This window comes from Moorena sp. SIO3A2 (genome assembly GCF_010672265.1).
Lineage (GTDB): Bacteria > Cyanobacteriota > Cyanobacteriia > Cyanobacteriales > Coleofasciculaceae > Moorena > Moorena producens.
This window is the reverse complement of record NZ_JAAHHC010000033.1, coordinates 41,153-62,960: the sequence shown is the minus strand read 5'-3', so window position 1 is coordinate 62,960 and position 21,808 is coordinate 41,153. Positions and strand designations below refer to the sequence as shown.

Genomic DNA, 21,808 nt, shown 5'->3' with positions numbered 1-21,808 from the left:
CACGCTACGCGAACGGCTTTGTTTATCAGTACATATATTATAGCAATTTTATAATACCCTGTGCAAAATTCATCCCACACCTAATGCTACGCATTAGGTGTGGGATGAATTTTGCCGGACAGCTAAACAAGCTTTCAATTTTTCAGCCAAAACCCGGACATTGGGTTCTAGCATCATTGAGATATGATCACCAGGAATATGGTGAACTTCAATGCCAGAAGCTGCCATACCATCCCAACCATTAAGAGGATCATGGTAATGTCCTGGAGGTTGCTGTTTAGCTCGAAAGAGAGTTATTTTCCCTGGGTAGACTGATGACAGCTCAGATGCTTGAGTCTCGTAGTTAACATTTTGGATATCTGAGATGGCATCAACCAAATTAGGGTTTGCTAAACCAGGTTCGGTAGATAAGTTAGACTTTTTAGCAAACCACTGGAATTGCCGTTTGTATGCTCCAGATTTATAATGTCTGACAAACGCTCTGATTCTCTCAGACAAGTAAGCTCGCCTTTTGTCAGGTTCAAGTCTCCAAAGGTTATTCCAATAAGTTTGTAGTTTTTGTATCCAAAATAAAGTGTACCGTTGTAAGACAGTGGTATTTTCGTAGGGCTTCCACTGATAACCAATAGCATAGCTATCAAACAAGGCAACAATTGCTACAGTCTGACCTTGAGCATCAAGCTGCTTAGCCATTTCAAAGGCGATTTGACCTCCGAGGGATACCCCTTGTAGAAAATAAGGCCCTTCGGGTTGAAACCTTCGCATTTCTTCAATGTAGTGAGCGGCTAACTCCTTGAGTCCATTACCTATACCCGGTTTGGTATTGATGTTGTTGGCGTTAGTAGCCGCTGCTAGTCCATAACTTAGTCCATAAACTGGATAGTCCCAACCAAGATAACGTACCAAATCGCGGTAGTATATCAACCCTTCCCCAAGGATGTGAATCGCAAACAGAACTGGCTTGGAACCACTAGGTTGAATGGGCACTAGGGAAAACCAAGAGGATGACCATTCTGACTGGCACAGAAGGTGAGCGAGTTGCTTGATGGTTGGTGCTTGGAATAGAGCAGCTAGGGGCAGTTGTTTGCCGAAGGTCTTCTCAATCTCACCAGATAGCTGCACAGCTAGGAGGGAATTTCCTCCTAACCCGAAGAAGTTGTCATCGATGCCAATCTGGGAAACTCCCAACACCTTCTGCCAAATGCTAGCCAGTTGACGCTCTATATCAGTTACTGGCAAGACGTTTTCAGTGTCTTTGCTTGGTGAAATCAACTGCTCTCGGTCGATTTCACCTGCGGGAGTTAGGGGCATAGCTTGGAGTTGCTTAAACTTAGGGGTGATAGAGGTTCCAAAGGGAACGAATGCCTCTAACCTCTGCAACTGAGCAACAGATAGTTCTGTAACCGCCGTGAAATATACCGATACCCGCTGCCGATGGTATGGTGGCTGTTGGGTGTATCGTCTAACATAGGGATTGCTGCCATCCAAACCCAAAATCAGGGAGTGTTGGTCGTGGTGCAGCCCAGCGAGAATAGAATTGATTCCCTGTTGGTTGAAAATTCCGTACTGACCTAAGGCACGACGGGACTCCCTAATCTGTTTACTCCGATTGAGGGTGGTCTCAACCCATGTGCTTGAGCCATAGCAGTAGCTGCGCACCAAGGTCTTGTGCCGCTGGTAGTAGCAGAAGCACTCTAGAAAATTATTAGCGGCAGCATAAGCACCAATTGTCGCTCCCCCAAAGAAGGCTAGCACGGAAGAAAGGCTGATAAAAACACTGTCTGGCTTATCTTTAATTAGTTGATGCAGTACCCACGACCCTAAAAGCTTGGGACGAAGTGTAGCAGCAAAACTGTTGCGGGTTTCCTCTACTAAAAAATGTTCTGGGGCAATTCCAGCCAAATGAATGACCCCTTGAAGGTTTGCTTGCCAGTCAGACTGGGCTCGTTCAACCACCTGTTGCAACTGAGCTAAATCACAAATATCCACGGCCTCGTAGCGTATCTCTCCTCCCAGTTGCTCGGCCAGTTGCTCTAGGTTTTGATAGGCTCTGACGGCAGGTGCGAACCCATTTCCATCCTTTAAATGGTTTCCTTTGGTACTCGGCTCTGGTAAGGGGGTTCGACCAACTAAAAGCAGAGGAGCTTGATAGTGGTTTAGGAGAAATTTAGCAATTTCTACTCCAATCCCTCCCAAACCCCCACTAATCAAATACATTCCCTTTTGCTTAAAGGGCAATTCCTGTTTTTCGAGTTGGGGTAGGTCAGCTTTTTCGAGTAAGGGCACCAAACGGTTGCGATTGCGGTATGCTACTTCTCGCTCTTTCTGACATACAGCCATTTCCCGCAGGATATGAAACCCATTAATGTGGTGGTCATCCACAGGTATATCGATATGGCGACAGTTCAGCCAAGGCAGTTCTCTCGGACAGGTTTTGATCAGACCCAGAATCGGACTTTTCTCATAGGCAATGTCATCCTGGGGCGAGGTAGGCTGTGTATAGCTAGAAACCACAGTCAACTGGACTTCTGAATTGAGAATTCTCAAGGGTGAATTCAACTGTGACTTCAAACCATCCAAAGCCTGAATTAAAAATAGTAGACTGTAAGTCCCCTGATTCTGAGCTTGTTCTAGTGCTTCGGATGACTCAATTTCTCCCCGATACTCGTCATAGGTCCACAAATGGAGAATCTGTGGGATGGGTTGGTCGGTTTCCACCAACGACTTCAGTAATTGCTGATAGTGATCAGGATTGGTGGGGTCAATAGAATAGCGGTTGCCTGTAAGTTGGGCATCTGTAAGTTTGGCACCTGTAAGTCGCAAAAAATCGGCTCCGGGGGCTCCGGGTTCCACTGCTACACATTGGTCTTTACCTAGCTTGGAGCACAATACTTCTCCTAATCCCAAGGAGTCTAGAAATATCAGAGTTCGACCATTTGTAGGTGTCCTACCTAAGGTTACTGCTTCTTTTCGATGCCAAACTTTACGATAAAACCAGTCTGGAAGGGTATTCTCATTACCCAGAAGACAATCAACTTGTTTGAGAATCGGGTCAAATTCACCAGCCTTAAACTGCTCCTTGAGTTGCGATCGCAAAATTTTCCCAATCGAACTCTTGGGGATTGCCTCTTTTGGTAGAGGAATAAGATAACTCGGACTCACCCCTAGTTTGCTAACCACCTCAGTGGAGATGTCCTGGAGTAATGGGGTTAACTGGTCATCCTCAGACCAATCAGTATGGAATAAAATGACCAATTGGTCAGTATCTTTACTTGGTTGTCGAATTCCGCAAGCTGCTGTGTAAGAGGGAATCACCCCCTCTACCTGCTCAACCACTGCTTCGATTTCATAACTATAGTGATTGAGACCATTAATAATAATGACATCTTTTTCTCGACCGGTAATCGTGAGACGTCCGTCACGCAGTACACCATTATCTCCCGTTTTTAACCATCCATCCGGTGTAAAGGCTTCTCGATTTAGCTCAGGATTCTGGTAATAACCATCACTCACCATCGGACCAGAAATCTGTACCTGACCCACTGTATCTTCTTCAACTATTTGTCCGAGTGCATCCACAATCCGCACAGAAAAGCCAGGCACAGGTCTGCCAACTTCTACAACAGAGTGGTTAACAGACTGGTTATCCGACGGTAAATTCAACAAGTACCGATGGGAAAATACCACAGCAGCACAGGTTTCAGACATTCCCCAAGCTGAATGCATGACATTGACGGATAACCCATGGGGAGAAAGCAACTGCAAGAATCGCTTTGCAGTTTGAGGTACAATCGGCTCAGCCACACTTAATACAGATTTGAGGGAAGATAAATCCCATTTCCGGTGGCTGTTCGCAACGGATTTCTGATTTATTTTCTGATTTATCAAACCTAGGGCAAAATTAGGAGCCCAGGCCAAGGTAACCCGATAGTTTTCAATCCAATCCAACCAATTGAGGGGATTTTCCAAGAAAGCTTTAGCGGGAGCATGGATTTGCAGGTTACCGACATAGACATCCCGAATACAACAGCGTACCAGAGAGCCAACATGGTCTAAATTAAGCCAGTTCAAGGAGATATCATCCTGGGTCAGATTATTCCTCTGGGCACTGGCGGCGACATTATTAATTAAATTGGCATGGGTCAACCTGACGCCTTTAGGCATTCCTGTACTTCCAGAGGTCAGTAACAATATTGCTAAATCATCCGGTTGGCTGTGATAGTAATTTAGGTCAGGCTCAGATGAGCGGAAGTTGTCTACGGTTTCAATTAAAATTTCTTTTTTGGGCAAGGGATGCTCGGTAGGAGCCGCTACGCGAAAGCATAAAGCACGGATTGCTGGAGCAAGGGTATCACTGGTTAGGATGACCGGTTGCTCTAGCATTTTCCAGGCATTGCACAGCTTATTGACGGTACTGTTAGATGACTCATAGGTCGGTGCGATCGCAATCGGGACTGGGACAAAACCGCCCAAAATACAAGCCCAGAAGGTTGGAATGAAGTCTTGATTTTGGTCAAATTGGAAGATTACTTTGTCTTGAGGCTTTAGATTTAGTTTTCTTAAGCCACCAAGAATCCGCTGTGCTTCTTTGAGGAGAGCTGGGTAAGATTGATAGTTTTGGTGAGTATTTCCCTGACTATCAGAGTCGAGATAGATAATCCCTTGCTCCGGCGCAACCCTTGCAGTTTTTAGTAGCGCTTGGGAGAGAGTTGAGATATCTGTTGGTAACTGTAGCGCTTCACCATGACTGATGGCGGGTTTTGATGGGGTGGAATTTGAGCGATGCTCCCCCTGAGCCGCTACGGGATGCTCGGTACGAGCTGCTACGGGAACGCAATCGTCGGAAGATGCCTTGGAGTAATCCCTCGGTAGGGGTTTGGCTTTTGATAATTCTGGCTTTGGACTAGTTTCGGTGGAGGCTGGAAGTAGGTCTAATAGATGTAGGGGTGTGTCGGGCTGGGTGTAGTCTTGTAGAACTACGGCGACTTCCTTGATTTCTGCCCCTCCATAACTATATGACTGTAGCTGCTCTTCCCATTGCTGCACTAAGTCGGTATCAATTATTTCTACAGAAGCTAGTGCTTGTTGATCTATCTCACCTGTGGGAGTTAGGGGCAAGGTAGTTACCGGAACAATAATTAGGGGGACTTTTGGTTCACCAAATTTTGGTTCACCACTAGATAGCAGAGTGTCTGAGATGGTGTCTGACACGACCCCTTGCAGGAGCGATCGCAGTTGTTCTGATGAAGGTGATCCAGCTGAGACTACATAGGCAATAATAGGCAAAAAACTACAATTGTCTCTGAGGGCTATTTTTTTCTTTTCTTCTGTAATTTTCCTCTCCAGGACAACACAGTCGTCAACTAACGGATTTGCTAACAAAGCCGATTCGATTTTGGTCAATAGTTGTGGCAGATAGTCTTGGATTGGCTTTTCTATAATGTTATCGGTATCTTGTCCTATATAATTGGTAATATATGGCTGCATTTTTCGATACTTTTATTGAGTTTTTTTTTGACGATGGGTTTAATTCCGGATTAATAATGTATTTAAATATATTAATTTAAATTAATTTAAAAAAATAAAAATGGTGATTAAAATTTGAAAATTATGGTAGATAAATGGGATTAATTAAGAATCATAATTATCTAATTATATTTAAAATTAATGCCATTAAAAAGTTTAAAAATATAGCCTTTATAAAATATATGAGGTACAGTATTTATTGGCGCTGATTGCCTTTCAGACATTCTTGTATAGCACTACGCATTCAGATTAGGACATTGTCTTGATGCAGTCGCTCATGGGGGAAACCACGGCAGTCGCTCATGGGGGAGACCCCCAAGACCGCGCTGCCTTCCCAAGACCGTAATGGTGCGTTTTCCGCATTAAGAATGAAATTCGCCACGGGTCGCACCTCTGCATCGCTCCTAAACTCCGAAACGTAAGTAATCGCTTACTTATGACTTCTGACTTCTGACTTCTGACGCTAAGCGTAGCGCTATATTGCTGCCAAATGCCTTCTGCCCTCTGCATTAAAAGGATAAGCAAAGTACTTCAAGGAATTAAAACTGCTATAATTAAAAGGCTGAAATCGCTGTAATTACTTTAATAAAAGGGGTTTCTGCGTAAGTCCTATTGGTAGGCTCAGTTTGGTCTCAGTGAGCAGCCCAAGGTCAAGGGTGGTAAGGGCACTTTTTTGATAGCTCTTAGCCTGAGGTTGAATCACATGATCAATATCCGAAAGATAACCACAGGTATACTGAAAAACGTTACTCATTTTGCTACAGCCTATCCTAAAGTTAGGCTCTGCTAGGAGCCTCGTACTTTAACATTTTCAAGATTTATCGATTAAGTCCGGATAGGTGTGTCAGTGATCAATAAACTTCTATTAAAGTGGTACTATTACGACCTTTTATTAAATCAGGACAAAAAACCTGAAACTCTTGTCCCTGTCTTGATGCAAAGCGCGAGTAGGGGGAACCTCACAGGGGTAGGTTTTTTACATTTGGGTCGGGAGCGGTGCGACCCGTGGCGAATTTAATTCGACGACTGTAAGCGCACCGAGGGAATCGGGAGCGGTGCGACCCGTGGCGAATTTAATTCGACGACTGTAAGCGCACCGAGGGAATCGGGAGCGGTGCGACCCGTGGCGAATTTAATTCGACGACTGTAAGCGCACCGAGGGAATCGGGAAAAGCGGGAAATGGGGAGAATTATCCCGGAAATAATTGTGTATTTTGATACATATTTTTATTAATTTATACGCAATGAGAGTACTTAGTCGCCCCAATGTTTAAAAACCTACCCTTGTAAGGAGGGTAGACCAGCTTTGGCACTGGTGGATTGTTGGTGTCTACCTCTCCCAACGGTCAAGGGCTATAGGTTTAGATTGCTCCGACCTGCTCCGCCGCCTGGGCTAATTCAAATACCACCCGCGCCACGTAGGGGCGAATCATCCACCAGATTAAGGGTGATAACCAGCCCTTTAGGGTAACTGAGTAGGAAATATAGGTACCACAAAGGGTGGACTCTACCTGGTAAGTGACCCGATTTTCAACCCCAGGGATTGCCAGAAATCGTATACTGAGTAGCTCACCGGGTAAGACACGCTCTACAAAAATTCGGACCGGAATTGGGATCAAGCGAGTGACTACCTGATAAATTAAACCAGGTTTAGCCATTAAACCTTTCGGAGCATTGGTACTTGACAGCAGGGGATTCCAAGACACATCTGCTAAGTTGATCAATTTTTGCCAGAGCACTTCCACTGGGGCAGTACTCAGGGCGCGATAGGTCTTGAAGAGGGAAAACTTACACCAAATCCCCTCGTGACCAGCAATTAACTTGAAAGAAAAATTAAGAATCACTACACGCCTCCCGCAGCTATGCTCAGGCAGATTTATGATCTTCCCCAAATGGCTTTGGTTGAAAAATCCCTCTCTATTTAGGATATGATCTCAACTGCCTGGAAGTTATGCCGACCCCCAGGGCTTACCCTGAGGGGAGCGGATGGTAGCAACGAATAACTACCAACCAATAACTACCAACCAATAATTACCAACCAATAACATTGGCAAGGCAAACTTAAGGTTTTGTTTGCATAGGCGCTTCTAGGCGCTCAACCAGGAATGGGTAGGAACTGCACATCTTCCCACCCCCATTCGGGGGACGGGGAGTAAAGACCCCGGCTCGTTTTTCCTCCCCAGCCTAAAGAACCAGAGGTGCGACCCGTGGCGAATTTAATTCTTAATGGGTCAAGCGCACCTAAGGTTTCCAAACTCACTAGGATTGTTTATGACAGCTTTTCAGACGGACACAACAACTACCACTAATACCACTTCTTTACCTCCTGCCGACTCTAGGGAGAGAGTCAAGCAGTTGATGCAACAGCTGCAAGATACGATTTGTGATGCTCTAGTAAAAGTAGACGGAATTGGCACCTTCAGAGAAGATAAATGGGACAGAGACGAAGGGGGTGGTGGTCGTTCCCGTGTGATACGCGATGGTTCAGTATTGGAACAGGGTGGGGTTAACTTTTCGGAAGTTTGGGGCAAACAGCTGCCACCTTCAATTTTGAAACAGCGCCCCGAGGCAGCTGGACATGGTTTTTTCGCTACTGGTACCTCCCTAGTATTGCATCCTCGTAATCCCTATGTCCCCACGGTTCACCTGAATTATCGCTACTTTGAGGCAGGACCAGTCTGGTGGTTTGGTGGGGGAATCGATTTGACCCCTTACTATCCCTTTGCTGAAGATGCTGCCCATTTGCACCGCCAATTGAAAGAAGCCTGTGATGCTCATCACCCTGAGTATTACCCAGTGTTCAAGTCTTGGTGCGATGAGTATTTTTATCTGAAACACCGTCAAGAAATGCGGGGTGTTGGAGGCTTATTTTTTGACTATCAAGATGGCACAGGTAAACTCTATCGTGGTCCCCATCCAGATGGTCCCGCAGCAGCTTACAGTGAAAAGCTTGGGGATTTAGAGCCTCGCAGTTGGGAAGATTTATTTGCATTTGTCACAACCTGCTCTGAGGCATTTTTACCAGCTTATCTACCCATTGTAGAGCGCCGTCGCGATATGGACTATGGAGACAGAGAACGTAACTTCCAACTCTATCGTCGGGGTCGATATGTAGAATTTAACCTGGTGTATGACCGAGGCACAATTTTTGGTCTGCAAACTAACGGGCGTACTGAATCCATCCTGATGTCCTTACCCCCCTTAGTGCGTTGGGAATACGGTTACCAACCTGAACCGAATACACCAGAATCTGAACTCTATGAGACATTTCTCAAGCCTCAAGACTGGGCGAACTGGACAGCTTAAACTGTTGTCATATCACTTATGGCAATACTAGGATGGTTCGATGTCAGCTATCAGTCGTAAGTTATCAGCAGTCAGGTATCAGCAGTCAGGTATCAGCAGTCAGGTATCAGCAGTCAGGTATCAGCAGTCAGGTATCAGCCGTCAGCTTATGCGCTACGGGCACGCTTGGCCTTTGGCCACGCTCCGCGAACGCGAACAGCAGTCAGGTATCAGCAGTCAGGTATCAGCAGTCAGGTATCAGCAGTCAGGTATCAGCAGTCAGCTAATCAACGGTAGGTAGTAAATAAGCATCGGGGGTGCTGGTAGGGCTGGTTGAAATTCCCTGGTCGTTTTACTATCAGCTATCAGCTATCAGCAGTCAGATATCAGCATTCAGCTGACGTAATAGAGATTAAACCAATGCTTACCGGTTTGATTCAAAAGGTGATAGCACCTCAATTAGCGTGGCCTACGGCCAATGACTGATAGCTGATAGCTGAACGCGATCGCGTGTGCGTAGCACATAAGCTGATAGCTGATAGCTGATAGCTGATAGCTGATAGCTGATAGCTGATAGCTGATAGCTGGGGGAACATAGAATAGAAATCCAGGATTCATCCCCATTATTCCCTTAATCTTCAGGTCTTATGACCAGATTTGTGCAAAAATTTGGATACGCTCCCTGACATTTCACCAATCACTGTAAGCTAAACTAGCTTGCAGTGAGAACCTCCATGATCCCAATCACAGAGGGCTTGCTTTAAGAAAAGTCTTCCCCGCTTAATTTGTTAGTCAGGGTCTATGAATTAACAATAATTTCAGAGCTTTTCCAGTCGGGTGGGAAGCAGTCAGGGACTACAGGTGGCAATAGTCCTAATCGTTTGGGACGCACTCTCAAATCTTTATAAGTAGATTTGGGAAGGTTTCAATCAGCGGTAGCTGCGACAAGGAGCATGCACAAGCCTTGATAGCCGAGGGAGGCACACTTTAGCCTCAACGGGAGTAAACACAAAACCATGTGTAATTACATCACTACATTCAATGTGTCCATGGCCAGGATGGTTATTATTATAGTTTTGCTGAATGATAAGTAACTTTGATGAGCTTTTTTGTAGGAGGTGCTGATGGTTCATATCGATCAGAAAACTCATACTACTGAAGATGGTACAAATGTGATTGTTTTGAAACCGATTGGACGCTTGGACATCACTACAGCTTGGCCTTTTCGTCTGAAATTGCAAGAGTGTATTTCCCAACTGCGCAGGCATGTAGTGGTTAATCTGAGTCAGGTTGACTTTATTGATAGTTCGGGTTTGACATCCTTAGTGGCTGGCATGCGAGATGCTGACAAAATTAAGGGCAGCTTTCGCATTTGTTCTGTTCATCCAGACGCCAAGCTGGTGTTTGAAGTCACTATGATGGACACGGTGTTTGAAATTTTTGAAACGGAGGAAGAAGCCTTAGATGGTTTATCCAGTAGTATCGTCACCTGAATAGACATCTGCGACCCATTAGGTTTGAGATTAAGCTTGGTTTGGCTTCGGTCAATCTTTTAGCACAGATGTGTGATCAGAGCGTGTTAAAATAGCAAAGGTGCTGATTGACCCGACCGACGAAAAGGGCTTGAATGCTACTAGCGGCAGCTCGGGAAAATAACTTGGCTGAGCTTTGTAAAAATAAGTCCACAGCAAGTTGAAGTCCAATAAATCAAAGGACCTGCGGGAGGCGGGTTGCGGCCAGGGTAGTAGGGGAACAAAGCATTGAAATCCTACTGCGGGAGTAAGTGCGACAGAGCAAAACCTCCGGACGTTGATTAAGACCAATCTGGCATCAGCGGATGAAACTGGAAACCCCCACCATCATCTTGGATTTGGTGGTAGGTGCTTCATGGGAGATAATAAAAATAATATAAAGCTTCAATTCTGATCTGCCTTGTGAATACTGTTCGCACAGTCTCGGATACTAAACGGGATTTCTACACCTATCACACTCGTCCCATTAACTCTATTTACCGACGTGTAGTAGAAGAGTTGATGGTAGAGATGCATTTGCTGTCGGTTAATGTGGATTTTAACTACGACCCCATCTATGGCTTAGGTGTGGTGACATGCTTTGACCGGTTTATGCAGAGCTATCAACCGGAACATGATAAAGAATCAATTTTTAATGCTCTGTGTCAAGCAGTCGGAGGTGAAGCTCAGCAGTACCAGGAAGATGCCCAACGGCTCAAAACCAGCGTAGATTCTATGTCTGGGCAAGATTTGATCTCCTGGTTAAGTTCCCCAACCTCTGAAAATGGGAGTGGGGATTTGGCAACCACTATAGCTGCGATCGCACAAAATTCTCAGTTTAAGTACAGCAGATTGTTTGCCATTGGTTTATTTTCACTACTAGAGCAGACGGACTCGGAGTTAGCTCAAGACCAAAAGCAGCTCGAAGAAGTAATTAACAACATTAGCAGTGGATTAAACCTTCCTTCGGAAAAGCTACAAAAAGACTTGGAGTTGTACCGCAGCAACCTGGAAAAAATGGCACAGGCTCGGGTAGTGATAGAAGATGCCATTCAAGCTGATCGCAAAAAGCGGGAGGAGCGTGCTAAAGAGAAAGAAGAAAAATCAGCGACACCTAGCAGCGATTCCACCCCATCTGCCCCAGAAGAATCAGATTCCTCTTCGGATTCTTCTGAGGATGAAGCCCCATCTTCCTAGCTAGGTTTTTTTGATCTAACAGACTGATATCCCCCGGATAAATCCCAGATAAATCACGGGGGCTAATTCCATAACCCTGGTAAAAAAGGTCAAAGGGCAAGGTCGGTAAGCGATCAGCGATCAGCGATCAGCGATCAGCTGATCATCTCAGTCTGGGTATCAAGGACAATTTCACCCCAAATGATCTTAAATCAAAGCTTGTAATTGTTGAATCAGGTCTTCCGCTGGTCTGAGCCCCTCTATCCGTTGTTGAGGCTGACCGTTTTTAAACAGTACCAAGGTTGGTAACGCCTCAATCTGATACTGGGAAGCTAGCTGGGGGTATTTTTCTGTATCAATTTTTACAACTTTCAAACGATCTTTCAGCTCAGCATTGACCTGTTCTAGGATAGGAGCCATCATCTGACATGGCCCACACCAAGTGGCATAGAAATCTACCAACACCGGCACATCTGAGCCAGATAATAATTCTTGGAACGTTTTGAACTGCTTTTTAACGGCCATGAGCAAGAAACCTTTCCTAGTCCTTCTGCTCGATTCTAGTCCAAAATGATTGGAGCTGGACTAAGCTAAAGATTCCGGTAAAGTTAACTTTGGAGGAAACCTGTCCTGCCCACAGCACAAGATCAGGCAGGATAGAAAACAATTCAAGGTTTATGGAAACATTACAGACATCTGGGCAACCATCTTCGCAACAATTAAGCGATCGCATTGCCATCGTGACCGGTGCCTCGCGAGGAATTGGTCGAGCTGTGGCCCTGGCCTTAGCTGGGTCAGGGGCAAAGGTTGTAGTCAACTACGCCAGTTCCAGTAATGCAGCTGATCAGGTCGTAGGGGCTATCATTGATGCTGGGGGTGAAGCCTTAGCACTTCAGGCTGATGTGTCTCAAGCTGAACAAGTCGATGCCCTAGTTAAAGGGACTCTCGAAAAGTTTGGTCGTATAGACGTGCTAGTGAATAATGCTGGGATTACCCGCGACAACTTGTTATTGCGCATGAAACCCTCAGATTGGCAGGCAGTAATTGATCTGAACCTGACTGGAGTATTTTTATGTATCAAAGCAGTGAGCAAACTGATGCTAAAGCAAAAGTCTGGTCGGATTATCAATATTGCTTCAGTGTCAGGACAGATGGGAAACTCTGGTCAAGCCAATTACAGTGCTGCCAAGGCTGGTGTGATTGCCTTGACCAAAACCGTTGCCAAAGAGTTTGCTAGTCGTGGCATTACAGTCAATGCCGTAGCTCCCGGTTTTATTGACACTGATATGACCAGTGACCTTAAGTCAGAAGCCATTATTGAGCAGATCCCTCTAGGTCGTTACGGTAAGCCAGAAGAAGTAGCTGGGATGGTGAGGTTTTTGGCAGCTGATCTAGCTGCTGCCTATATCACTGGACAAGTGTTTAATGTCGATGGTGGTATGGTTATGGCTTGAACCCCCCGGCAGGTCTGTGTTTCAACTTCCGGAAAGTTGAAAATTGTCAGACGAATTAGCACTCTTCGTGTAAGAGTGCTAAATTTGCTAATGGAGACACAAAGCAAGTTCAAATAACCAATGGCAAAAATCGTTTCGTTTGACGAAGAATCCAGACGCTCATTGGAGCGGGGGGTCAATGCCTTAGCTGATGCTGTACGTATTACCCTTGGTCCAAAAGGTCGTAATGTGCTTCTGGAAAAACAGTATGGGGCACCCCAGATTGTCAATGATGGTATTACCGTTGCCAAAGATATTGAACTGGAAGACCCATTAGAAAATACTGGCGCTAGACTGATTCAAGAAGTCGCATCCAAGACTAAAGACGTTGCTGGGGATGGCACTACCACAGCTACCATTCTGGCTCAGGCCATGATTCGGGAAGGTCTTAAGAATGTGGCAGCTGGGGCAAATCCTGTAGCTGTGCGCCGAGGAATCGAGAAAACTGTTGCCGAGCTGGTCAAAGAGATTGAGGCCATGGCACAGCCGGTTCAGGGAACTGGGATCGCTCAAGTTGCTACAGTCTCCGCTGGTAACGATCAAGAAGTGGGTGACATGATTGCCCAAGCCATGGAAAAGGTCACCAAAGATGGTGTGATCACCGTTGAAGAATCCAAATCCCTCTCCACCGAATTAGAGGTAGTGGAAGGGATGCAGATCGATCGCGGTTATATTTCCCCTTACTTCGTGACCGATAACGAACGGATGACAGTGGAATTTGAAAACCCCTACATCCTGATTACCGATAAAAAGATTAGTGTTATCCAGGATTTGGTACCGATTCTGGAAAAAGTGGCTCGTGACAGCAAACCCTTGCTGATTATTTCCGAAGATCTAGATGGAGAAGCCTTGGCAACTCTGGTGGTGAATAAGGCCAGGGGTGTGTTGAATGCCGCTGCGGTCAAGGCACCGGGATTTGGCGATCGCCGCAAGCAAATGTTACAGGATATTGCAGTTTTGACCGGTGGTCAGGTAATATCCGAAGACGTTGGTTTGAGCCTGGATACTGTCTCCCTAGATATGCTGGGAAATGCTACCAAAGTTAGCATTGACAAAGACACTACTACCATAGTAGCTGGTGGTCAAACTAAGGCAGATGTAGAAAAGCGAGTTGAGCAAATCCGCCGCCAGCTAGCAGAAACTGACTCTGAATACGATAAGGAGAAACTGCAAGAACGGATTGCTAAACTGGCCGGTGGTGTAGCAGTCATTAAGGTTGGTGCGGCTACTGAAACAGAACTCAAAGACCGCAAGCTGCGGATTGAAGATGCCCTCAACGCTACTAAAGCTGCGGTAGATGAAGGGATTGTTCCTGGTGGTGGTACAACCTTGATTCGCTTAATAGAAAAAATTCCTGCACTGACAAACGACCTAGAGGAAGAAGAGAAAGTTGGTGGAAGGATTGTAGCCAAGTCATTAGAAGCTCCCCTGGCTCAGATGGCGGATAATGCTGGTGTTGAAGGTTCCGTCATTGTAGAGAAAGTACGGGAGAGTACTGGTAACGTTGGCTATAATGCTGCTACTGACACAATTGAAGACTTGATTGTTGCAGGTATTATTGACCCTGCTAAGGTAGTACGCTCATCCCTACAGAATGCTGCGTCTATCGCTGGTATGGTCTTGACCACAGAAGCCCTGGTGGTAGAGAAACCTGAACCTAAATCTGCTGCTCCTGCTCCCGACATGGGCGGCATGGGCGGCATGGGCGGCATGGGTGGCATGGGCGGCATGGGCGGCATGGGCATGATGTAGTGTCATGATCTAGTGCCATCATTGCTTTGCTAGCATAAAGCCTTGAAGCAGCTTGTCCCTGAGGACAGGCTGCTTTTTGATTGGTCATTAGTATTGACTACTGTCGTCGCTAAATCACGGGATTATAGCGATAGATTCCTAAGAAGATTAATCCTTACTGGCTAAGCCAAATAGCCTCTACACTCTGAGTCAAATCATTGAGCTTACTTGTATTTTGGTCTATGCTCCTAGCAGAGGCTTTTCACCTTGCGCGCAAACCGGCACTTTTAAGTGCATTAATATGTCTTTATACTAATAAAAATTATCAATAAACGCAAAATATCCAGTCTCCAATTCCCCTCCCGCTAAGTCTTACTGGCAGTGCCAGACGCTGCTTAACACGACTATAACGGGAGTCCCCTTGGAGTTGAACGATGCTGTGAATCTCTTGGTCGTAACAGATAGTCCAGGATGCCTCTATTCTATCTACTCCCTATATAAAAATAACAGTTGGGAGCATGTTAGGGACAGCAGAAAAACTTTCACTCCCTTCTGGAATATCTCATGTTATTTTATACTGATCTGCATATTGCTATGATCAATATCAATATGGAAAGAATAGATAACCCGTTTGTGCATGGTGTAGCAAGCGGAGATCCACTTGAAGATCAGGTTGTGATTTGGACGCGAGTCACTACACCCACATCCGAACCTGTGGAAGTTAACTGGAAAGTAGCTAGCGATTCTGACTTCAGCAAAATTATTGCTTCTGGGACAGCCTTAGCTGAAGCCAATGCAGACTACACAGTTAATGTTGATGTGACTGGTTTAGAACCTGCAACTCGATACTTTTACCAGTTTGAAGCACTAGGTCAGATATCACCCGTTGGCAGAACCAAGACTTTACCAACAAATGGTGTTGAACATCTGCGCTTTGCTCAGGTGTCCTGTGCGAAATTCAATGCTGGCTTCTTCAACGCCTATAGTCGCATTGCAGCACGGGATGACCTTGATTTTTTACTGCATCTGGGTGATTACATCTACGAAGCCTCAAACAAGCCGCCAGCCAGCCAAACACCCGGTGCAGATATTGGTCGTCCGTTTGAACCGGCTCACGAGTGCAAGACACTGGAAGATTACCGCCAACGCTACGATCAGTATCACCGAGATCCTGACCTGCAACGTCTGCGTGCCTCACTACCAATAATTGCTACCCTCGACGATCACGAATTTGCTGATGGTGCATGGCGCGATGGCGCTAGCGAACACAACCCAGAACGCGATGGCGATTGGGCTAAACGTCGCGCTGTTGCGTTCCAAGTACGCTGGGAATGGTTACCAGCACGCAAGCCTGATCCCGCCAACGTACAAAGAGTTTTTCGGAAAGTGTCACTGGGTGGGTTAGCCGATTTAATGTTGATTGACACTCGTACTCTTCGTGATGAGCCTGTACCGCCCCCAGCAATGTTTGACCCAGAACGATCTGCTCTGGGTGCTGAACAACGTACTTGGTTGCTGGAACAGTTTGATACATCGAAGGCACAATGGAAGTTATTGGCAAACCCATCAGTGATGGCGACAACATGGAGTAAAGATTTCCCTCCATCAATTAAGCAAGCACTCCTAAAGCTAAAGCTGATCGATGTTGACGGTATCCGGCCAGATTACGATCAATGGGATGGCTATCCTGTTGAGCGGGATTTACTTCTGTCCCACTGGCGAGACAATGAGATCAAAAATGTTGTTGTACTCAGTGGTGATGTCCACATTGGACTAGCGATTGAGTTAAAGCGAGATGCTTTCGATCCACAAGAAGAACCAATCGCTGTGGAGTTTGTGACGGGTAGCTTGACGTCACAGAACCTTGACGACAAAATGGGTTGGGAACGACGCACACAGTCTATTCCCATTGAGCAAGAGGTGATGAAGGCTTTTCCCCACATTCACTGGTGTGATTTTGACAGTCATGGTTATCTGGTTATTGATGTAACTCCTGCACAAGTTACCGCTCAATGGTGGGCTGTTGATACATTATTGCGTCCTAGCAACACTGAAGAACTGATGTCAACCTGGATGGTTGAGTCAGGTAAGCCAAAACTCATTCCAGCTTAGTTAGTAACTTATTGCCTAAAGTGACAGGGCTTCGGGATTCCCCCCTGAAGCCCTGTGAATCAATATTGAGTAAACTCATTTATGGGGTATATAGCGCTACGCGCAAGTCAGAAGTCAGAAGTCAGAAGTCAGAAGTAAGCTATGACTCAGTTTCGGAGTTTAGTAATGTCAAACATCGAGGTGCGACCCAAGGCCGGGTTCCCCGGCTATTGGAAAGCGCACCTCTGAATGCGTAGTGCTATACTTTACCAATCCTTATGCAGGCTCTACTTATTCCCATTAACGAATAAAACCTTAAACTAGTATTTTTAAGAGGTTTACAATAAATGGATAACGACCAAAACTTGCTAATCCTGACGATTTATATAATCGGCGTTACTTACGTTTTGTACAAAGCTTTCCAGGAAATAGACCAACTCATAACGGTTAAGGTAGACTCTGATGCTATCAATCAGGAACTGGAAAAGAACAATCTTAAGGATTTCATGGAAGTCAACTTTGGCTTCGATCCTAGCTATAAATTGGATGACTTAAAGGATCTTAAACTGAGTGTTAAAAATAAATCCAACGAGAATCCTGTTTATATTGAAATAGACTGGGACAAGAGTCTGATAACTGACTTGGAAAATAATTCCCGACCCATGATTTGGGTAAATTCTGATGATATGGAAGAGGCTCCCAAAAGCCAAGACGTTGGGAAAATTCGTCCTGGTCAAAATTGCGAATTTAAGCTTAGTGATGAAAATATTAAAAATGCGTTGTTTCCAGTAAAAGACTTGAAGAATGCGATTAAAAATGGTGGCAAATTTAATCTCCAATTATTATTTAATTTCTTTGAACCAAATACTGGAAATAGCCGTTCGTTCTACTTACCCTGTAGGTTTACACCGATCAAGTTACACTGGACTCAGGCTATAGTTCTTGCCTTGCAACCTCAATAGGAGTATAGCGTTTTTCAATTTGGTGAGGTACAGAGTACCTGGTTTTAGGGAACAGGGAACAGGGAACAGGGAACAGGGAACAGGGAACAGGGAACAGGGAAAAAATCCTGTGTTCCTCATTAGGATGGAAATTGCTATCATAATCAGGAATAGCAGTGGGCAGTCGTAAGCTATAGCGCGTGTCGCGTATCAGCTAATGCGCTACGGGCAGGCTACGCGAACAGTAGCGTGGCCAAAAGCCAAGGGCTGACGGCTGACGGCTGACGGCTGACCACTGACGGCTGATGGCTGACGGCTGAATGCTTACTGGGAGTCTATGCGCGAAGATTTTGGTTTGTCTCCAGTATTACGAACGTTGACTAACTTATTTAGTACTTCAAACCAAAAGGGGGCTCCCATACAGATTGCGATCGCACTCAAAATAATCCCTAAAACAAATTTGAAGTAAACCCAAGTCAAACCCAGCTCTCTGGGAAGGTGATTGGGTTCTTCAAACTGCTCTACAAGATTAGTTTCTCCCCAGCCAATGGGAAGGAAGGCTAGGTCATCTACAGCTGAGGTTATACTATCATAACAGTCATTATTGTTTGATTCTTGCTGTAAACAGGCACTAGTTTCATTAACAATCCTATTAGTGACTTGATTGGCAGCAGCTCTTACACTGTGGTTTTTATAGAATTGATTGCTGATATTGATGGTATCGATATTCAAGGCTAGGGAAATCACTAATCCAATTAAAAAAGATATGGCTTTAGACTGACGCTTGTATACCCCGGCAGCTCGTGCCATGGATTCGTCAAACCATGTCGCCAGTTCTTCCTGGAGTTTTTTTAGGTCTTTGTTCCGGTCAGAGTATTCAAATTTCGCTTTATCAATCAGGGTTAAAAGAGTTATCTTTAAGTCTTCAGGAAGTAAATTTTTGATCTTATCTTCTTCAAGGGCTGTTTTAAAATTGTCCAGAGTAATCTCGGCATTATTTTTGAAGGTTGATGCCTGCTGAACAATGATCATGATTAAAGCGGTGGCAAAGGTATCTGATGGAATATAGGAAGGTCCACTAACCGTTGAGTTAGAGTTTGACTTTAATTCATTTTTGTTATCTAGGTCTTTGGCTTCGTGATTAACTGATTTAAGCAACGGATTTTGATAGAGTTTCTTTAAAAGCCGTTTGGTCTTTTTTAAATTGTTAATCTGATCAACGGTTACGTTAACTGATTCTCCATCTGACTCATCGACCACATCTTTCAGGGTTATATTTCGTAACTGAATCCCACCATTAATTAAATTTTCGATAGCCCTCTGTAAGTGTTTAGCTCGCCATTGTAAAACGCTAGCGAGATATTCTTGGATTTCAGAGGCTAACAGACTGGTGATCAGGTAGACAAAAAATAAGCCAAGGGCAACGTTTAAAATAGCAGATAAGTCCATGAGTAACCAGCAGTCTTGTCAAAAAGAGCAGCAAAGGGAACAGGAACCCACCCCTAACCCCTCCCAGGAGGGGAACAGGGAGTAGGGAGTAGGGAACAGGGGAAAAAAATTATCACAATTCCTACACTGATCGCTATATCTTATCGTGAACTGTGTCCTAAATCCTAGCCTGAAAATCCTAGGCAAGTTATGGTCTGTTTACTCTTTAAACCTCTACCTCTAGCCTTCTGACTAAGAACGCCCACTTATCAGCAATCTCCTCAATTATCTTACTGGTGGGCTTGCCTGCACCATGCCCTGCTTTGGTCTCAATCCGAATTAACACTGGTTGTTCCCCTTCATGGGCCTCCTGCAAGGCTGCGGCAAATTTGAAACTATGGGCAGGGACAACCCGGTCATCATGGTCAGCGGTGGTAATCAGGGTAGGGGGATAAGCGGTTCCTGGTTTGAGATTGTGTAATGGGGAATAGGCGTAAAGGGCTTTAAATTCTTCTGGGTTATCTGGGGAACCGTAGTCGGAACACCAGGCCCAACCAATAGTAAACTTATGGAAGCGCAACATATCCAGTACTCCCACTGCTGGTAGGGCTGCACCGAATAAGTCTGGACGCTGAGTCATGCAAGCACCGACCAATAATCCCCCATTGCTACCGCCTGCGATCGCAAGTTTTTGTGGTGAGGTGTACTGAGCACCAATTAGCCACTCCGCCGCTGCTATGAAATCATCAAATACATTTTGCTTGTTGAGTTTTGTCCCAGATTGGTGCCAATCTTCCCCATACTCACCGCCACCACGGAGATTGGCAACAGCATAAACACCTCCCATTTCCATCCATACCAGATTGCTAATGGAGAAATTGGGGGTTATGGAGATATTAAAGCCGCCGTAGCCATAGAGGTAAGTGGGGTTGTTGCTATCTAACTGCAATCCCTTCTTGTGGGTGATAAACATAGGCACTTGGGTGCCATCTTTGCTAGGGTAGAAAACTTGTTTGGTCTCGTAGTCATCGGGATTAAAGTCTACCTGGGGCTGCCGGAAAATGGTACTTTCCCCACTTACCATGTCGTAGCGATAGATGGTTGCAGGGGTGGTGAAGCTGGTATAGCTGTAGAAGGTTTCAGTATCATAACGTAACCCATTGAAACCACCAACCGAACCAATACCAGGTAATTCCACTTCCCGCACAAAGGAACCATCTAGGTCAAAAATTTTGATGGAGGAGTGAGCATCTTTGAGGTAATCCGCCACAAATTGGTTGTTGAGTAAGCTTACACCTTCTAGGGTTTCATCGGCTTGGGGAATTACTTCTTGCCACTGTGCCTGATCAGGATGATTAGTATCTATGGCAATGACTCGACTGCGAGGGGCATCTAAGTCTGTGCGGAACCAAAATACTGATTGATCATTGCCGATGAAGCTATAGCTGGCATCAAATTCGTTAATGAGTTCCACAACCGGGGAATCTGGGTCTTGCAAATTTTTATAAAACACCAGATTCTTTGGGTCAGTACCGAGGAAGACTGTAATGATCAGATAATTACCATCTTCAGTGACTTGACCACTGAAACCCCATTCTTTCTGGTCAGGGCGCTCATAAATCAGACTATCCTCTGACTGGGGTGTTCCCAGCTTATGGTAATAGAGCTTTTGATAATAATTGAGGTCTTCTAACTTAGTGGCTTCATTGGGTTCATCGAAGCGGCTATAGAAGAAACCTTGATTGTCGTCAGTCCAAGATGCCCCAGAAAACTTCACCCACTTAATCTGATCCGAGAGGTCAAGACCGGTTTCCACCTCCCGCACTTGCCACTCTTGCCAGTCAGAACCAGACCTAGACAGACCATAGGCCAGCAGCTTGCCATCTTTACTAAAGGCTAAACCTGATAGGGCAACGGTACCATCTTCTGAAAGGGTGTTGGGGTCAAGTAATAGGGTTGGTTCAGCATCGAGGGAGGTCAAGGTGTAGAGAACACTTTGGTTCTGGAGACCATCGTTTTTGAAATAAAAGTAGCGATCGCCTTTTTTAAAGGGAGTGCTATATTTCTCGTAATTCCATAGCTTGGTGATGCGCTGCTTAAGTGTTTCCCGTGTTGGTATTTCGCTGAGATAACCAAAGGTGACTTGATTCTGTGCTTCTACCCAAGCCTTTGTTTCCTCTGAATCTGGGTCTTCTAGCCAGCGGTAAGGGTCAGCAACTAGAGTACCGTGGTAATCATCGACTTGGTCGGCTTTGCGGCTTTTGGGATAGTTCAGGGGTTGACTGGTAGATGGCATAGTGGCAGATGGGAAAGCAGCGTTTCTAGTTTAACGTTTCTATTCTTTGGGTCGAGGTTGGATGACATGGGCAGCTATGGAGCTGATCGCGAATTGATCTAAACTCTTGGTAAGCATTCAGCCGTCAGCCGTCAGCCTTCAGCCTTCAGCTTTTAGCTCACACTACTTGAGGTGCTGACGTAACTCAGCATTATTCCAATGCTTACCTGTTCTATTCAAAAGCTTTTCGCGTAGCGTGCGCGTAGCGCATTAGCTGATACGCAACACGCTGATAGGTTAATACTTACAATCAATTATTGGCATCGACAATGGGCTAATGCCGAGGTAAAG

Annotated in this window: 17 protein-coding genes; 10 read left to right on the top strand and 7 right to left on the bottom strand. The window is 45.3% G+C overall.

Going from position 1 to position 21,808, the window contains the following annotated elements:
• Positions 1 to 93 precede the first annotated feature (93 nt).
• The 3 genes from F6K64_RS27710 to F6K64_RS27700 form a co-directional block, all read right to left on the bottom strand.
• The gene (locus tag F6K64_RS27710; RefSeq protein ID WP_008178235.1) at positions 94 to 5,487 is read right to left on the bottom strand and encodes an SDR family oxidoreductase; all 5,394 of its coding nucleotides are present in this window, start codon (positions 5,485 to 5,487) and stop codon (positions 94 to 96) included.
• 283 nt (positions 5,488 to 5,770) lie between these two features.
• Entirely contained in the window at positions 5,771 to 5,908 is a 138-nt protein-coding gene (locus F6K64_RS27705) for a hypothetical protein (RefSeq protein WP_154659648.1), read from the bottom strand.
• Between the two features lie 979 nt (positions 5,909 to 6,887).
• A complete protein-coding gene (locus F6K64_RS27700) occupies positions 6,888 to 7,370 on the bottom strand; it encodes an SRPBCC family protein (protein ID WP_008178230.1) in 483 nt (160 codons plus the stop codon).
• A gap of 427 nt (positions 7,371 to 7,797) precedes the next feature.
• On the opposite strand from F6K64_RS27700, the gene hemF reads away from it, so the two are divergent.
• Together hemF and F6K64_RS27690 are read left to right on the top strand one after the other, a co-directional pair.
• Positions 7,798 to 8,832, top strand: a complete 1,035-nt coding sequence (hemF, locus tag F6K64_RS27695) for an oxygen-dependent coproporphyrinogen oxidase (protein WP_287267041.1) — start codon at positions 7,798 to 7,800, stop codon at positions 8,830 to 8,832.
• Positions 8,833 to 8,872: 40 nt separating this feature from the next.
• On the top strand, positions 8,873 to 9,112 hold the full coding sequence (locus F6K64_RS27690) for a hypothetical protein (protein WP_287267040.1): 240 nt from the start codon (positions 8,873 to 8,875) through the stop codon (positions 9,110 to 9,112).
• A gap of 158 nt (positions 9,113 to 9,270) precedes the next feature.
• Here F6K64_RS27690 and F6K64_RS27685 read toward each other — a convergent pair whose 3' ends face one another.
• On the bottom strand, positions 9,271 to 9,429 hold the full coding sequence (locus tag F6K64_RS27685; protein WP_287253377.1) for a hypothetical protein: 159 nt from the start codon (positions 9,427 to 9,429) through the stop codon (positions 9,271 to 9,273).
• A 506-nt stretch (positions 9,430 to 9,935) separates the two neighbouring features.
• Between F6K64_RS27685 and F6K64_RS27680 the strand changes: the two genes are divergently transcribed.
• Both F6K64_RS27680 and psb29 read left to right on the top strand, forming a co-directional pair.
• Positions 9,936 to 10,304, top strand: a complete 369-nt coding sequence (locus F6K64_RS27680; RefSeq protein WP_008178225.1) for an STAS domain-containing protein — start codon at positions 9,936 to 9,938, stop codon at positions 10,302 to 10,304.
• Positions 10,305 to 10,745: 441 nt separating this feature from the next.
• Positions 10,746 to 11,519, top strand: a complete 774-nt coding sequence (gene psb29, locus F6K64_RS27675) for a photosystem II biogenesis protein Psp29 (protein WP_287267039.1) — start codon at positions 10,746 to 10,748, stop codon at positions 11,517 to 11,519.
• Between the two features lie 186 nt (positions 11,520 to 11,705).
• On the opposite strand, the gene trxA is transcribed toward psb29, so the two are convergent.
• Positions 11,706 to 12,023 carry a thioredoxin gene (gene trxA, locus F6K64_RS27670; RefSeq protein WP_008178221.1) on the bottom strand — a complete coding sequence of 106 codons (318 nt, stop codon included), beginning with the start codon at positions 12,021 to 12,023 and terminating at the stop codon, positions 11,706 to 11,708.
• A 152-nt stretch (positions 12,024 to 12,175) separates the two neighbouring features.
• Between trxA and fabG the strand changes: the two genes are divergently transcribed.
• The 6 genes from fabG to F6K64_RS27640 all read left to right on the top strand — a co-directional run bounded on the left by fabG (position 12,176) and on the right by F6K64_RS27640 (position 17,944).
• Complete coding sequence (fabG, locus tag F6K64_RS27665; protein ID WP_008178219.1) at positions 12,176 to 12,952, top strand: 3-oxoacyl-[acyl-carrier-protein] reductase; 777 nt, start codon at positions 12,176 to 12,178, stop codon at positions 12,950 to 12,952.
• A gap of 120 nt (positions 12,953 to 13,072) precedes the next feature.
• Positions 13,073 to 14,743 carry a chaperonin GroEL gene (gene groL / locus F6K64_RS27660; RefSeq protein ID WP_008178217.1) on the top strand — a complete coding sequence of 557 codons (1,671 nt, stop codon included), beginning with the start codon at positions 13,073 to 13,075 and terminating at the stop codon, positions 14,741 to 14,743.
• Positions 14,744 to 15,286: 543 nt separating this feature from the next.
• Positions 15,287 to 16,834: an alkaline phosphatase D family protein gene (locus F6K64_RS27655; RefSeq protein WP_287267037.1), complete on the top strand. Its 1,548-nt coding sequence runs from the start codon at positions 15,287 to 15,289 to the stop codon at positions 16,832 to 16,834.
• A gap of 65 nt (positions 16,835 to 16,899) precedes the next feature.
• The gene (locus F6K64_RS27650; protein WP_287267036.1) at positions 16,900 to 17,070 is read left to right on the top strand and encodes a hypothetical protein; all 171 of its coding nucleotides are present in this window, start codon (positions 16,900 to 16,902) and stop codon (positions 17,068 to 17,070) included.
• Positions 17,071 to 17,160: 90 nt separating this feature from the next.
• Complete coding sequence (locus tag F6K64_RS27645) at positions 17,161 to 17,775, top strand: hypothetical protein (protein WP_008178215.1); 615 nt, start codon at positions 17,161 to 17,163, stop codon at positions 17,773 to 17,775.
• 22 nt (positions 17,776 to 17,797) lie between these two features.
• A complete protein-coding gene (locus F6K64_RS27640) occupies positions 17,798 to 17,944 on the top strand; it encodes a hypothetical protein (protein ID WP_287267034.1) in 147 nt (48 codons plus the stop codon).
• Positions 17,945 to 18,078: 134 nt separating this feature from the next.
• On the opposite strand, the gene F6K64_RS27635 is transcribed toward F6K64_RS27640, so the two are convergent.
• Positions 18,079 to 19,203, bottom strand: a complete 1,125-nt coding sequence (locus F6K64_RS27635) for a hypothetical protein (protein ID WP_287254954.1) — start codon at positions 19,201 to 19,203, stop codon at positions 18,079 to 18,081.
• A 205-nt stretch (positions 19,204 to 19,408) separates the two neighbouring features.
• Positions 19,409 to 21,478: a prolyl oligopeptidase family serine peptidase gene (locus tag F6K64_RS27630; RefSeq protein WP_287267031.1), complete on the bottom strand. Its 2,070-nt coding sequence runs from the start codon at positions 21,476 to 21,478 to the stop codon at positions 19,409 to 19,411.
• Between the last annotated feature and the right edge of the window lie 330 nt (positions 21,479 to 21,808).

Excerpts from the sequence above, each read along its gene's own strand:
- F6K64_RS27710 (WP_008178235.1), bottom strand. The coding sequence starts at position 5,487 with ATGCAGCCATATATTACCAATTATATAGGACAAGATACCGATAACATT.
- hemF (WP_287267041.1), top strand. The coding sequence starts at position 7,798 with ATGACAGCTTTTCAGACGGACACAACAACTACCACTAATACCACTTCT.
- F6K64_RS27690 (WP_287267040.1), top strand. The coding sequence starts at position 8,873 with ATGTCAGCTATCAGTCGTAAGTTATCAGCAGTCAGGTATCAGCAGTCA.
- F6K64_RS27685 (WP_287253377.1), bottom strand. The coding sequence starts at position 9,429 with ATGAATCCTGGATTTCTATTCTATGTTCCCCCAGCTATCAGCTATCAG.
- F6K64_RS27680 (WP_008178225.1), top strand. The coding sequence starts at position 9,936 with ATGGTTCATATCGATCAGAAAACTCATACTACTGAAGATGGTACAAAT.
- trxA (WP_008178221.1), bottom strand. The coding sequence starts at position 12,023 with ATGGCCGTTAAAAAGCAGTTCAAAACGTTCCAAGAATTATTATCTGGC.
- fabG (WP_008178219.1), top strand. The coding sequence starts at position 12,176 with ATGGAAACATTACAGACATCTGGGCAACCATCTTCGCAACAATTAAGC.
- groL (WP_008178217.1), top strand. The coding sequence starts at position 13,073 with ATGGCAAAAATCGTTTCGTTTGACGAAGAATCCAGACGCTCATTGGAG.
- F6K64_RS27655 (WP_287267037.1), top strand. The coding sequence starts at position 15,287 with ATGTTATTTTATACTGATCTGCATATTGCTATGATCAATATCAATATG.
- F6K64_RS27645 (WP_008178215.1), top strand. The coding sequence starts at position 17,161 with ATGGATAACGACCAAAACTTGCTAATCCTGACGATTTATATAATCGGC.
- F6K64_RS27635 (WP_287254954.1), bottom strand. The coding sequence starts at position 19,203 with ATGGACTTATCTGCTATTTTAAACGTTGCCCTTGGCTTATTTTTTGTC.
- F6K64_RS27630 (WP_287267031.1), bottom strand. The coding sequence starts at position 21,478 with ATGCCATCTACCAGTCAACCCCTGAACTATCCCAAAAGCCGCAAAGCC.